Source organism: Haloprofundus salilacus (genome assembly GCF_020150815.1).
GTDB lineage: Archaea > Halobacteriota > Halobacteria > Halobacteriales > Haloferacaceae > Haloprofundus > Haloprofundus salilacus.
The window spans coordinates 1235362-1248707 of record NZ_CP083723.1 but is presented as its reverse complement, the minus strand read 5'-3'; the positions used below and the strand labels follow the sequence as shown (position 1 = coordinate 1248707).

Annotated in this window: 12 protein-coding genes and 2 pseudogenes; 6 read left to right on the top strand and 8 right to left on the bottom strand. The window is 63.8% G+C overall.

Annotated features, from left to right (window positions below):
• Window positions 1-54: 54 nt before the first annotated feature.
• Entirely contained in the window at window positions 55-1491 is a 1437-nt protein-coding gene (locus tag LAQ58_RS06410; protein ID WP_224449771.1) for a hypothetical protein, read from the bottom strand.
• 302 nt (window positions 1492-1793) lie between these two features.
• Between LAQ58_RS06410 and LAQ58_RS06405 the strand changes: the two genes are divergently transcribed.
• From LAQ58_RS06405 to LAQ58_RS06395, 3 genes are all read left to right on the top strand, one after another.
• Window positions 1794-3803: an AMP-binding protein gene (locus LAQ58_RS06405; protein ID WP_224449770.1), complete on the top strand. Its 2010-nt coding sequence runs from the start codon at window positions 1794-1796 to the stop codon at window positions 3801-3803.
• Window positions 3804-3916: 113 nt separating this feature from the next.
• Window positions 3917-4129: a hypothetical protein gene (locus LAQ58_RS06400; RefSeq protein ID WP_224449769.1), complete on the top strand. Its 213-nt coding sequence runs from the start codon at window positions 3917-3919 to the stop codon at window positions 4127-4129.
• Window positions 4130-4156: 27 nt separating this feature from the next.
• Complete coding sequence (locus LAQ58_RS06395; RefSeq protein ID WP_224449768.1) at window positions 4157-4351, top strand: hypothetical protein; 195 nt, start codon at window positions 4157-4159, stop codon at window positions 4349-4351.
• A gap of 1 nt (window position 4352) precedes the next feature.
• Here LAQ58_RS06395 and LAQ58_RS06390 read toward each other — a convergent pair whose 3' ends face one another.
• Entirely contained in the window at window positions 4353-5348 is a 996-nt protein-coding gene (locus tag LAQ58_RS06390; protein WP_224449767.1) for a DMT family transporter, read from the bottom strand.
• 220 nt (window positions 5349-5568) lie between these two features.
• Between LAQ58_RS06390 and LAQ58_RS06385 the strand changes: the two genes are divergently transcribed.
• Window positions 5569-6363, top strand: coding sequence for a helix-turn-helix transcriptional regulator (locus tag LAQ58_RS06385; RefSeq protein ID WP_224449766.1), 795 nt, complete (start codon window positions 5569-5571; stop codon window positions 6361-6363).
• Between the two features lie 4 nt (window positions 6364-6367).
• Here LAQ58_RS06385 and LAQ58_RS06380 read toward each other — a convergent pair whose 3' ends face one another.
• The 3 genes and pseudogenes from LAQ58_RS06380 to LAQ58_RS06370 all read right to left on the bottom strand — a co-directional run bounded on the left by LAQ58_RS06380 (window position 6368) and on the right by LAQ58_RS06370 (window position 9932).
• Window positions 6368-7705, bottom strand: coding sequence for an amidohydrolase (locus tag LAQ58_RS06380; protein WP_224449765.1), 1338 nt, complete (start codon window positions 7703-7705; stop codon window positions 6368-6370).
• Between the two features lie 97 nt (window positions 7706-7802).
• Window positions 7803-9113 (bottom strand): annotated as a pseudogene (locus tag LAQ58_RS06375) (dicarboxylate/amino acid:cation symporter).
• 81 nt (window positions 9114-9194) lie between these two features.
• Complete coding sequence (locus LAQ58_RS06370) at window positions 9195-9932, bottom strand: class I adenylate-forming enzyme family protein (protein ID WP_224449764.1); 738 nt, start codon at window positions 9930-9932, stop codon at window positions 9195-9197.
• Window positions 9933-10129: 197 nt separating this feature from the next.
• Between LAQ58_RS06370 and LAQ58_RS06365 the strand changes: the two genes are divergently transcribed.
• On the top strand, window positions 10130-11290 hold the full coding sequence (locus tag LAQ58_RS06365) for a glutathione-independent formaldehyde dehydrogenase (RefSeq protein ID WP_224449763.1): 1161 nt from the start codon (window positions 10130-10132) through the stop codon (window positions 11288-11290).
• Between the two features lie 29 nt (window positions 11291-11319).
• On the opposite strand, the gene LAQ58_RS18895 is transcribed toward LAQ58_RS06365, so the two are convergent.
• Complete coding sequence (locus LAQ58_RS18895) at window positions 11320-11442, bottom strand: hypothetical protein (protein WP_255595024.1); 123 nt, start codon at window positions 11440-11442, stop codon at window positions 11320-11322.
• 111 nt (window positions 11443-11553) lie between these two features.
• On the opposite strand from LAQ58_RS18895, the gene LAQ58_RS06360 reads away from it, so the two are divergent.
• Entirely contained in the window at window positions 11554-11706 is a 153-nt protein-coding gene (locus tag LAQ58_RS06360; RefSeq protein ID WP_224449762.1) for a hypothetical protein, read from the top strand.
• A 16-nt stretch (window positions 11707-11722) separates the two neighbouring features.
• Here LAQ58_RS06360 and LAQ58_RS06355 read toward each other — a convergent pair whose 3' ends face one another.
• Together LAQ58_RS06355 and LAQ58_RS06350 are read right to left on the bottom strand one after the other, a co-directional pair.
• The gene (locus tag LAQ58_RS06355; protein WP_224449761.1) at window positions 11723-12916 is read right to left on the bottom strand and encodes a CobW family GTP-binding protein; all 1194 of its coding nucleotides are present in this window, start codon (window positions 12914-12916) and stop codon (window positions 11723-11725) included.
• Window positions 12917-13009: 93 nt separating this feature from the next.
• Window positions 13010-13329: pseudogene (locus LAQ58_RS06350) on the bottom strand (cupin domain-containing protein).
• Window positions 13330-13346 lie beyond the last annotated feature (17 nt).

Sequence of the window (13346 nt, the reverse complement as noted above, 5' to 3'; positions counted from 1 at the left end):
GCGGGCAAAAGAATTTACGCAGCACTCAGCGTCCGCGAACGACAGCGTCCGAGTTCACATGTCGCGGACGACGACACGCGAACTGGTGACCTCTCGAACGTCCGACCCCGAGAGGGTGTAGGTGTCGTCGTCGACGTCGCCCCAGTTGAGTTCCGCTTTCAACCGGTCGGTGAGACTCGGCGACGGGTCGACGTGGATGACGTCACCTTCGACTTTCGCAACGATGCCGACTTCTCGGCCGCTCTCGTCGACGATATCTTTCCCTTGGTCGCTCTCGTCGAGGTGCGCCTCGGGGGCCTCCTCGTCGGCGGTACTCTGGTCGGTCCCGGCCTGCGCACCTTCGGTCGACTCGGTCGCCTCGCTGGTGAACGGTTCCGTCTCCTCGGTCTCGGTCGTGTCGGCCTGTTCGACCGCTTCCGAGCGGTTCTCCTCGGCGGCCGCCGTGCCTTCCGTCTCCGTCGGCGCTGCGGTCCCTCCGCCCATCTCGAGCTGGTCCAGACGCTCGGAGAGAGTGGTCGTGCGCGCCGCGGCCGTCTCTCTCTCGACGGCTTCCATGCCTTCGTACTCTCGGTCGACGATCTCGCGCTCGATGATTTCGGTGTCGAAGACGTCCGTTTCGAGGAGCTCCGTCTCCGAGAGGGTGTAGATGCCGCGCTTTCGCTCTTCGACCTCCTCTTGAACGACGAGCCGCTGGAACAGTTCGCTCTCGATGATGTCGCCCTCGATCACCTCGCTCTCGATGACGCCCGCCTCGACGATCTCGCTACCGACGGCTTCCGTCCCGATGATGTCGCTTTCGACGAGCGTCTGTTCGACGCCGCCGATGTCGACGCTCGCTTCCATCGTGTCGCTCTCGACGGTGTCGGTCTCCTCCAGTTCCGTGTCGACGACACGACTGTGGATAGTCATCCGTTGGAGTATCTCGTAGGTGTTCGTCCACACCTCCTCGATGGTCGCTTCGACCCGCGCTTCGTCGAGGAACGACGCCTCCACGAGTTCTCGACTGACGAGGTCGCGGTCGACGAGCGTCTCGCCGATAGTCTCGGTGTCGACGACGTTGCTCTCGATAGTGTCGTGTTCGACGATTTCGCGCTCGACGACTTTCGTCTCGGTGACCTCCGTCGTTACCGTCTCACCCTCGATCAACGCCTCTTCGACCTCCTCGTTGTCGAGAGCGGCCCGCCCGGCGATGTCGGAGCGTGTAACGAACTGCCACGGTTCGGCGTCGCCCTCGACCTCCTCTTCGGGGTACGCGAACGCCACGTTCTGCGACTCCAACGTCTCGAAGAACTCGTCCCACTCGCGTCGGTCGTGAGTGTCGTCTATCTCACTCTCTCGGACGAATCGGTAGTTTATCGCTCCGTCGTCGCGTTCCTCGTACACAGGAACGTATTCGCGTTCGTCGGCCCAGGTTCGAATGTGCTCTCGGTCCGTCGTGACGTTTCGTTCACGATCTGTCGGGTCGTCGGAGTTCGTCGGGTCGTTAGACATGTTTCGTCACCGTGTCTACGTACCACGACGAGACACTTAACAGATTGGTGACATTGGTTCGAATCCATGTATATGTGCGAGAATAGAGACTCCACCGGCAACGAAAGTAGGTTCAAAAATCTACTGCAACTTTACATATTCGATAGCTGATACGGGGATTCGAGCGCTCGAAGGGAACTAGGTCCCGACTGCGAGATTCTCGAACTGTCCGACGCAGCGCCCGACGAGAGAGCGGCCTCGCTCAGTTCTTCACAGACGATGGTGAGCAAGCTACTTGACGGCGGCAGTAAAAGGTGCGGACGATGGACACGCTCCCCGACACCGACGAGGTGGTTCACGAACCGACCGAGGCATTCGTCGAATCCACCAACGTCCACGCATTCATGCAGGAGTACGGAATAGAGGACTACGAGGAGCTTATCGCCCGTACGTGCGGCGAGGGAGACGGCGAAGGTGCCTCGGGCGTCGACTGGTTCTGGGACCTCCTCCCCGAGTATCTGGACATCGAGTTCTACAGCGACTACGACGCTGTCCGCGACGACGCCGACGGTCCGCAGTTCTCCCGATGGTACCCCGGCGGCACCATCAACGTCGCGCACAACACGCTCGACAAACACGCCGCCGTCGACTCCGAGACACGGGACAAAGTCGCCTGCATCTGGGAAGGCGAACCCGGCGACGTGCGCGAGGTGACCTACCTCGAACTTCACCGACAGGCGAACCGTGTCGCCAACGTGCTCGAAGAACGCGGCATCGAGACAGGCGACACGGTAGGACTCTACATGCCGATGGTGCCCGAAGTCATCTCGATTCTCTACGGCTGTTTCAAAGTCGGCGCTATCGCAGTTCCTATCTTCTCGGGGTTCGGCGTCGACGCGACGGCGACACGAATCGAAGACAGCGAGTGCTCGGTGCTCTTTACGGGCGACGGCTTCTACCGCCGCGGCAGCGAGGTGACGCTCAAGGACGCCGCCGACGAGGCCATCGAACAGGCCGGACACGTCGAGCACACCATCGTCTACGAGCGTCTCGGGAGCGAGGGCTCGCCGGACTCGTTCGATGGGGTTCCGTGGGACGACGAGCGCGACGAGTGGTGGCACGAAACGGTGGAGAGCGCCGACAACGAGTACGAGACGAAAGAACTGCCGAGCGAGCAGGAGTCGATGCTCCTCTATTCGTCGGGGACGACGGGCAAGCCGAAAGGCATCGTCCACACCCACGCGGGCGTGCTGATGCAGTGCGCCAAGGAGATCTACTTCGGCTTCGACCACAAGCCGTCGGACCGATTCTTCTGGGTTTCGGACATCGGCTGGATGATGGGCCCGTGGACGCTCATCGGAAACCACGCCTTCAGCGGCACCGTCTTCATGTACGAGGGTGCGCCGGACCACCCCGAACCCGACCGCTTCTGGTCGATGATCGACCGCCACGAGCTCTCGGTGTTCGGCATCTCGCCGACCGCGATTCGCGCGCTTCGAAAATATGGTGACGACTGGCTCGACGGCTACGACCTCTCCTCGCTGCGCCTGCTCGGATCGACTGGCGAACCATGGGACCCCGAGTCGTGGATGTGGTTCTACGAGAACGTCGGCAGCGAGGCGCCCATCATCAACATCTCCGGCGGCACCGAGATCTGCGGCTGCTTCCTCATGCCGATGCCGACACAGCCGCTGAAACCCTGCACCCTCGGCGGTCCGGGTCTCGGGATGAACGTCGACATCGTCGACGCGACGGGCGAGAGCATTGCCGACACCCACGAGCGCGGCTACCTCGTCGCGCGCGACTCCTGTCCGTCGATGACCAAGAGCCTCTGGGACGGCGACGAGCGCTACCTCCAGGAGTATTGGTCGCGCTTCGACGACATGTGGAACCACGGCGACTGGGCCCAGAAGGACGAGGACGGCTTCTGGTTCCTCCACGGCCGCGCCGACGACGTGCTCAACGTCGCCGGGCGGAAAGTCGGCCCCGCCGAAGTCGAGGGTGCGCTCATCGACCACGACGCGGTGAATCAGGCCGCCGCCGTCGGCGTCTCCGACGACACCAAAGGGACGGCGGTCATCGCCTACGTCGTCCTCGAAGATGGCGTCGAAGGAATCGACGACCTGCGCGCGGAACTCCGCGGCGTCGTCGGCGAGGAACTCGGAAAGCCGTTCCGCCCGCGCGAGGTGCTGTTCGTCGACGAGTTCCCGAAGACCCAGAGCGGGAAGATACTCCGCCGCGCCATCGCCTCGGTGTACGAGGGCGAAGAGCTCGGCGACATGAGCAGCATCGAGAACCCGGAGGCGCTGGAGAAGGTGAAGGCGGCGAAGTGAGGGGGTGAGAAAGACGAAGAACGCTCTAAACGCCGAGAAGCACCACGGAAAGCTTATTCTCTCACCCACGGTCGTCCTATTAGTCTATGAGCCCTCCACTGACACGTCGTCGTATGGGTCGACTCACGGCCGCCGCACTCGCATTCGGGTTGAGCGGGTGCGCCGGTCGGACGGATGCGACCAGAGACGAGAGTCTTGGAGAACCCAAAATCGAAACCTCGACCACGACACCGGAATCCGAAACGGACACGAACGTTGGACGCATCGTTCTCCTGAACTGGAATTCGACGGCGCACGAACTGGACGTCGTCGTCAAACGCTACTGAGAGGAAGTTCACCGACAAACGCACACAGTGAAAGCCGACGACAGAAAGACAATTCCCCTTCGAGAGCCGGGAAGCTACAGTATCACCGTCGGTCTCGGCGGAGAAACCGTCTCGTACCGCGAGTCGCTCACGGAGTCGAACCGCTGTCGGGAGAGGGAGCTCTCGGTCCGGGTGACAGCAGAAGGAACGCTGAAACGAGTCGTGACGGTGTGTCCGGAGTAGTTCAGTCCGCGTCGCAACCTGTCCGACACTCGGTGTCGCGACCGCCGTCAGTCAAGACTTTCGACGACCCGCCCGTCGGGAGCCGGGCCACGAACTCCGGCAACCAACCCTCGCTGTCCTCGGAGCCGAGAATCGCGAATCCGGCGAAGATGACGCCGAAGCCAGCGACGGTGGAGAGCGAAATCGATTCGCCGAGCAACGCCCACCCCCCGAGCGTCGCGACGACGGGGCTAACGTAGAAGACGAGGCTCGCCCGAATCGCGCCTACCTGGTCCAGCAGACCGAAGTAGGCGATGTAGGCCACCGCACCAGCGAACACGCTGACGTAGACGAGCGCGGCGAAGGCGGCGGGCGTCCACGACACCGCCGAGAGCGACTCGCCCGCGCCGAGGCTCATCCCGTGGACCATGAGCGCGCTCACCGGGAGCGCCCACGCAGTCCGGACGGTGCTCGACAAGGTGCCGTCGGCGCGGTGGATGAGCACGCTGCCGAGCGCCGCGCTCGCCGCACTGCCGAGGATGATGGCCTTGCCGACGACTCCGCCGCCGAGTAGGTTCTCGGGGTTGACGCCGACGACGAACGCCACGCCGAGGAGGCCGACGAGCACGCCGACGGTGCCGCGGCGGGAGAGTCGCTCGTCGGAGAGCAGAAACGCCGCGAGAAGCGGCGTGAAGATGGGCGAGAGGCTGAAGATGATGGAACCGACGGCGCTGGAGACGTACTGCTGGCCGACGAACAAGAGACCGTTCGCGAGGCCGATGGCGAGCACGCCGGTGGCGAGGATACCCGCAACGTCGCCGCGGGTCCGGGGAAGCAGGTCCTCGCGGGCCGTCGTGACCGCCGCGTAGCCGAGCAGCACCGCCGCCGCCACGTCGAAGCGGAGCGCGACGAACAGCAGCGGCGGGAAGTACGCCTGCCCAGCCTTCGCAGCGACGAACACGCCGCCGAAGAAGACGCTCGCGAGCGCGAAGAACGCGAGTGCACGCTTTTCGACCACTACGGCGACACCTCTGGCGTCGACGGTGCGACGGCCGCGGACCGATTGGCCTGTAGAGTGAAAGAAGTCCTCATCAACTGTGTAGAGGAGCGCAGGGTTTAAACATATATTCAGTAAATATTTCAAGGCAAGAAAGAACGCCGACGTTCATCGCTTTTTCACGTATTGAAAGATATTCACGGTGCGAAAACCACTTGTGTAACGCCGGCAAAGACCGCCCATGGAGTCGGCGCTCGAAGACATCGAATTTCTCGCCCTCTCGGCGAATCGCGTCGAGGTGCTCGACGCGCTCGCCGACGAACCGCACACGCGGCGCGCGCTCGAAGAGCGCACAGGCGCGTCGCAGCCGACGCTCGGCCGCATCCTCCACGATTTCGAGGACCGCAACTGGGTCGAGCAGTCGGGTCACGAGTACGCGGCGACGCCGACGGGGCGATTGGTCGCGGAGGGGTTTTCGGACCTCCACGAGATCGTCGAAACCGAGCAGCGACTGCGCGACGTGGCGAACTGGCTGCCAACCGAGACGATGACGTTCGACCTCCGACGACTTCGGAACGCGAACATCACGGTTCCCTCGCAGACCCGACCGAACGCGCCGGTGCAACGCGTCCTCGACCTGCTCCGAGACGGAAGCGACGTTAAAATCGTCTCGCACGCCTTCAACGAGCAGAGTATGAGCGTGGTTCAGCGGCGCGTCGCCGACGGCGAACAGTCGTTCGAGGGCGTCTTCTCGGCGAGCGCTATCGACGCCATCGCCGACGACTCGGCGCTCTGCGAGCGTCTCCGGGAGTTGGTCGACTTGTCCGGCGCGGAACTCCGCATTGTCGACGACGACGTTCCCGTGGCCGTCACCGTCGCCGACGACGTGGTGCATCTCTTTCTCCGCGACGGCGACGGGCTCCTGCAGGCGGCCGTCGACACCGACGACGACGCCGTGCTGTCGTGGGCGCGAGACGTTCACGACCAATACTGGAGCGACGCCCGGCCGCTCGACCCGGCCGACCTCGCCGAGTGAGTCTTTAGCCTTTGTACTCGCCGACGATCGTCTCTCGCATTGCCCGAACCGTCTCCAGATACTCCGCTTTCGAGCGCTTCTCCGCCTTCGCCGCACGAATCGCGGCCTGCTTTTCGGGGGCGGCCAGAAGGTCGACGACAAGCATCGCCGTCAGTTTCGCGGGAATCACGTACGCCATCTCCTCGTCCACGACTTCGAAGTCGCGGGCGTGGACGGCCCCCGAGAAGCCGCCGACGTAGGGGTGGATTCCGGGGATGATCTGTGTCACGTCGCCCATGTCGGTCGACCCGGTGAGGTGCGGTTTCCCCGGCGTGAGTGTCTCCTCGCCCAGCAGTTCCGAGACGTTCGCGTCGTACGTCGAGACCATAGTCTCGTCGGTGCGAAGCGGCATGTAGCCCGGGTAATCCTCGATTTCGACGTTCGCGCCGACGGCCATCGCACCCGATTCGAGTGCGCGGTTCGTCTTCTCGTTGGCGTCCTCGACGGCCTCGACGGTGCTCGCGCGGACGTACGACTCCATCTGCACGTCGCTCGGGACGACGTTGACACCGTCGCCGCCGTTGGTGACAATGGGGTGGACGCGGACGTGGTCGTCGTCGGCAAACGTCTCGCGGTTAGCGTGGACGGCGTTCATCCCGAGCATCGCCGCGTTGAGCGCGTTGACGCCCTCCTCGGGGGCAGCCCCCGCGTGCGACTCCTTGCCCTCGTAGGTGACGAACTTGCCGACGAAGCCGTTCGAGGAGAAATCGCTCGTGACGACGCGCTCGGGCGTGTCGCTCCCGGCGTGAATCATCATCGCGCAGTCCGCGTCGTCGAGGTGCCCGCGTCGGATGAGTTCCTGTTTGCCGCCGAGGAACTCCACTTCGCCGCTCTCGACCAGTTTTCGGCGGTAGCCTAGGTCGAGATACTCCTCGGCGGGCACGGCGATGAAGTCGATAGCGCCGTCGAGGTCCTCGGTGACGCCCGCCGCGGTGAGACCGTAGGCAGCACCGACCAAGTTCGCGAGTTGGGCGTGGTGGCCGCAGGCGTGACACGCGCCCGTTTGGGGGTTCGCCTTCGGATGTGCAGGGTTGACGAGCGCGTCGAGTTCGCCGAGAACCACGACCACGAACTCGCTCGCGTCGCTAGCTCCCAATCGGGCTTTCGCGCCGGTGACGGCGATGTTCTCCTCGACGTCGAGTCCCATCCCTTCGAGTTCGGCGACGACCTTGCGAGTCGTCTCGGTCTCTTTGAACCCGAGTTCCGGTTCGGCTTCGACGTTTTTCGCGAAGTCGACGATGTCGTCGGCGCGGGCGTCGATGGCCTCGACGGCCCGGCGTTTGCGGTCGGCTACGTCGGTCATACTCGGAGATTCCGCCCGACGAACGTAGCGTTTGGGTGTCCGGCAGTTCGCGCAGTCGTCCGCACTCGTCTGGAGAGAAACGAGACCGGCTGTCCCCTCAGTCGTCGCCGAAAACGGCCGAGCGAGCGGTCGTATCCGACCAGACGCCGGCGGTGAAGTCGACGGCGTCGTTCCACTTGCCGACGACCGTCGCGACCGAGAGGTCGCCGAAGACGTTCGTCATCGTCCGCATACGGTCGAGAAACGGGTCGACGCCCGCGACGAAGCCGACGATCTCCAGCGGGAGGCCGAGTTGGGTGAGGACGAGCGTCAGCATGATGAGGCCGGTACCGGGCACGCCCGCGGCGCCGATGCTCGCGAGGACGGCGATGACGACGACCGTGAGTTGCTGGCTGATCGAGAGCGTCACGCCCGCGAGGTTCGCCGCGAAGATGGCGACGACGCCCTGGTACATCGCCGTCCCGTCCATGTTGATGGTCGCGCCGAGCGGGAGCGAGAAGCCGTAGATTCCCTCGTCGATGCGGAGGTTGTCCTACGCGTCGGTCATCGACACGGGGAGCGTCCCGCTGCTCGAACGGATACTGAGCGCCGTGACGAGCACGTCTTTCACCCCGACGAGGAAGGCCACCGGCGACTGGCCGGCGAGCAGTCCGACGAAGAGACCGAGGTGGACGACGGCGATGTGAATCGCGCAGGCCAGCGCCACCGTCGCGATGAGCATCGCGAACAGGACGATGGCGTCGACGCCTGCTTCGCCGAAGACGGCCGCCATCAGCGCGAACACGCCGATAACACCGTACTCCATCACGCCCCAGACGAGTTTGAACATCGCCTCCGCGCCCGCTTCAGCGAGGTCGAAGAACGTCTCGACACCTCGCCGAACGGACTCCTCTTCGGCCGTCTCCTGCAGGAGTGCGAGCGTGAGGCCGAACACGACGACGAAGAAGATAGTCGGCAGCACGTCACCCGCGGCCATCTCGCCGAGTGGACTCTTCGGGACGATGTTGAGCAGGACACTTACGAGGTCCGGCGCCTCCGCGGTTTCGGCCTCACCGCCGGTCAGCGTCAGGCCGGTTCCGGGGTTGATCAGGTTCCCCACTGTGAGCCCGATGAGGACGGCGACTGCCGAGGTAACCGCGTAGAGCCCTACGACTTGGACCCCGACGCGGCCGAGTTGGCTCGGCGTGAGGTTTCGCACCCCCATCAGGAGCGTGAAGACGATGATGGGGATGATGAGCATGCTCAGCAGTCGGACGAAGAGATCGCCAAGCAGTTGGAGCCGCGTCGCCGGTTCTCCGACCACGAGTCCGAAAATCGAACCGAGGACGAACGCGGCGGCGATTCGATAGACGATAGGGACGACCCGATACCGTCGCCACGCGCGCGCTGTCGATGTCGTCACTCCCATGAACAAGATATGCGTCGTTATACCACAGTTTTTAGTTCCTCGATTGACGGAGAAAGACAAAAGCATGGAGCGACGTAACCGCTATGCGACTACGTCCGACGGATCGACGGCGACGGGTTCCGGAACGACGTCGACAGCATCAACCGCAGTGACGGCGATGTCGCCGGAGGACGTCGCTCCGTCGTCGCTGGGGAGAACTACCGTCCCGCCGACGAGAAGCGGGGCGACGACGCCCGCGACGATGACGCCGGGGTGCGAGAGCGACCCGCGGACGACGACGCGCGACGCGTCGGTCAGGTCGTAGTCGTTGACGACGCGCTCGGCGAGGGTCAGTAGTTCCGCGTGCGCGTACGTCGCGTCGTCGGCAACGAGCGCGGGCGTAGACGGCTCCACCTCGTACGGCGGAATCGCCGGGTTCTCGCTCCAGACCTCCGTCTCCCAGTGGGTCGTCGTCGGTCGTTTCGGGCAACCGCCGTAGACGACGAGTTTCGTCCCCGCTCTCGGGTCGAGTTCGTCCTCGCGCTCTGCGGTGGCGACGACGACGCGCGTCTCGTCCTCGCCGCGAGCCTCGAACCGAACCGGCGACCCGAGCAGCGCCGCACCGAAAAAGGCGAGCAGCGACTCCGGCGACGCGACCGGTTGGAGTTCGACGCGCCGCCCGGCGGCGACCCCGAGATGGCGAAAGACGTTCCCGGCTTTCCACGCCGTCGTACAGAAATCGTGGTAACTCATCGTTCGGTCGGCGGCCGGGAGGTGGACCGCCGGACGGTCGGTCCGCCGTTCGCGCGCGACGATCTCGCCGAGAGCGTTCACGGTCATCGTACGGAGAGACCGAAGAAAAACACACCGAGAGGAGGAGAGACGACGGACGACCGGTTCGAGTTTACCACTATGGCCACCGTTGATGGTAATGCAACTGCGTTCGATGCTAACATCCGTCGAGTAACTCAATTTGTCGTGAAGTAGATATAAACGGTTGTCTGATGGGTTACCACGTGAGGTTCTAACGAATGTCAATGAACGCAGTGGTTTACAAAGGGCCACACGAAGTCGCGGTCGAGGAAGTAGACGAACCGGAACTCGAACACCCGAACGACGTCGTTATCGACATTACGACGTCGGCCATCTGTGGTTCGGACCTCCACATGTACGAGGGTCGAACCTCCGCGGATCCGGGTATCGTCTTTGGCCACGAGAACATGGGGGTCGTCGAGCAAGTCGGCGACGGTGTGGACACGTTGGAAGAAGGAGACCGCATCGTCTTGCCGTTCAACGTCGCCTGCGGCTTCTGTCGGAACTGTGAGAACGGATACACCGGGTTCTGTACGAACGTCAACCCCGGCTTCGCGGGCGGGGCGTACGGCTACGTCGCGATGGGACCGTACAAGGGCGGACAGGCCGAGAAACTCCGCGTCCCGTACGCCGACTTCAACGCGCTAAAGCTCCCCGAGGGCGACGAACACGAGGATGCGTTCGCGCTTCTCGCCGACATCTTCCCGACTGGGTGGCACGGAACCCGACTCGCCGACCTCCAACCCGGCGAGTCCATCGCCATCTTCGGCGCGGGTCCGGTCGGCCTGATGGCGGCCTACAGCGCAAAGATTCAGGGCGCGTCCGAGATTTACGTCGTCGACCGAGTTCCGAGTCGCCTCGAACTCGCAGAGCAGCACTGCGACGCGATGCCCATCAACTTCGAGGACTCGGACCCCATCGAACAGATCAAGGACGCTCACGGCGGTGGAGTCGACAAGGGCGTCGACGCCGTCGGCTATCAGGCCATCGACCCAGAGACCGACGTCACCGACGACGCCTACGACCCGGCGCGGGAGAATCCGGCAGTCGTCCTCAATCAGCTCATTCAGACCGTCCGTCCGACGGGGAAACTCGGTATCCCCGGACTCTACGTCCCCTCGGACCCCGGTGCGCCTGACGAGATGGCCGCGCAGGGCCGCCTCGGCATCGACTTCGGGAAACTGTTCGAGAAGGGCATCGCGCTCGGCACCGGCCAGTGTAACGTCAAGCGGTACAACCGACAGCTACGTGACATGATAATCGAAGGTCGCGCCGACCCGACGTTCGTCGTCTCTCACCGCGTCGGCATCGACGAAGCGCCGGAGATGTACGAGCGGTTCGACAACCGCGAGGAAGGCGTCACGAAGGTGCTTCTGGAACCGTAAGGCGACGGACCGTCGAACTTCCTTCTTTTTTACGTGCGAACCCACACGTCGTGGTGGTTCTCTCTGAGGTGCGTCTGAAACGCCTGCACCATCTCCGGGTGCGACGTAGCGAGCATCGACCAGTTACAGTGGTCGCAGCGTCCAGTTATCACAGTCGGTGACTGACTCTCACGAGCTCCTACTTATCAATTTTCTTATTTCGTCGGGGCGAAAGCGTCACTAGTGGTAGATATAAACCTCAACGGGACGTACCTATCGTGACAATGTGCCAGTACTGTAACTACGCGATGGAGGGCTGGACGGAACTGCTGCAGTACGACGCCGTCTACCAAGACGCGGTCGGGAAGCAGAAGGCCGCGAACGCGAACTACGGGTTCGACGAGTCGTGGGACGAACTCCGCGAGGAGTTCGCCTGAGCGGAATCGAGCGAGTTCACTCGTCGACAGTCACCGCGAGTGGGAACGGGTCGTCGCGTGCCGCCGGTTCGGCGTGTTCGTGTTCGTCTAAAAGACAGTCGTCGAGTTCCGCCCGGAGTCGTTCCTCGTCCATCTCGCTCCCGATGAAGACGAGTCGCGTCCGCGGCGTATCCGCGTCGTCCCACTCGCCGATGGGACCTGCCTGTACCGACGGTCCCGCCTGGCTCAACCCCATCACGGACTCCTCGCGTCCGGCGAGCAGGAAGAAGCCTTTCGCGCGGACGATGCTGCCGTCCCAGTCTCGAAGCCACGCCTCGAAGCGTTGGGGGTGAAACGGCACCTCCGTGGCGTACACGAACGACGACACGCCGTGGGCCTCCGCGGCCGTCAAATCGCCGTGGTCGTGGCCGTCGTGGCTCTCGCCGCTCTTGTGGCCGCCTTCCCCGTCGTGGCCGTGGCCCGCTTCGTGCTCGGCGAGGCGGCGTTTCCAGCCGACGTTCCGTCGAGCCTCGTCCACGTCGAACCGGCCGGTGCCGAGGATTCGCTCGGGGTCGACCTCCGAGTGCGTCGTCCGGGTGAGGTCCGCGCGGGGTTGCAGTTCCCGAACCACCGCCTCGATGCGGTCGAGTTCGTCGTCGGGCACCATGTCGCACTTGTTCAACAGCAGCACGTCGCAGAACTCGATCTGGTCGACGAACACGTCGGCGAGCGGCCGGTCCACCGAGGCCGACTCCTTACGAGTCGTCGGATCGAACTCCTTCCAGAAGCCGTAGGCGTCGACGACCGAGACGGTGGTGTCTAGCCGATAGTAGTCGGTCGGGTCGACGTCGCTCTCGGGCGACCCTTCGACGAACGACCGCGCGACCGGCAGCGGTTCGCTGATACCCGACGACTCGACGAGCAGGTAGTCGAACGACCGCGTCTCCGCGAGTTTCGCTGTTTGTTCGAGCAGATCACCCTGCAGCTCGCAGCAGATGCAGCCATTCGAGAGGTCGAGGATACTCTCCTCGCTGTCGTTCCCGTCACTGCTGTCCGCTGCATCGGCGAGCAGTTCGGCGTCGACGTTCACCTCGCCCATGTCGTTAACGACGACGGCGACTTCCATGCCGCGTCGGTTCTGGAGGACGTGGTTGACGAGCGTCGTCTTCCCCGCACCGAGATAGCCGCTAACGACGGTGACCGGAATTCGGTCGGCGTCGGAGGTACTCATAGACTGTTAAACGGTACCGAGTAACGTAGCGTCTAGCACCGCCATCGGATGGTGACACTCACCTATGCGAACGAGACGGGACCGACGGCTCCGTTAGGGTGCGCCTGCGAGCACGAGCGTACTCGCCTCGTCACCGACCCGAATCTGCCGTGTCGCGTCCGGCGGGATACGGACGGTGTCGCCGGGTTCGAGCGTCACGTCGTCACCGTCGACGGTGCGGCGACGGTCACCGTCGACGAGCAGATAAATCTCCTCGTGACCTGTTCCTCGTGGTCGTGCTCCATCCCAGACCAGCCCGATTCGCAGTCGAGCACCGTCACGCCGAGGTCGTCGGCGTCGAGCGCGTCGCGGAGGAAGTACATCCCGTCGGCATTCGGTTCGACGTCTCGGTAGTTGACTTTCGAGTAGGACACACGGACGAATCGGCCGC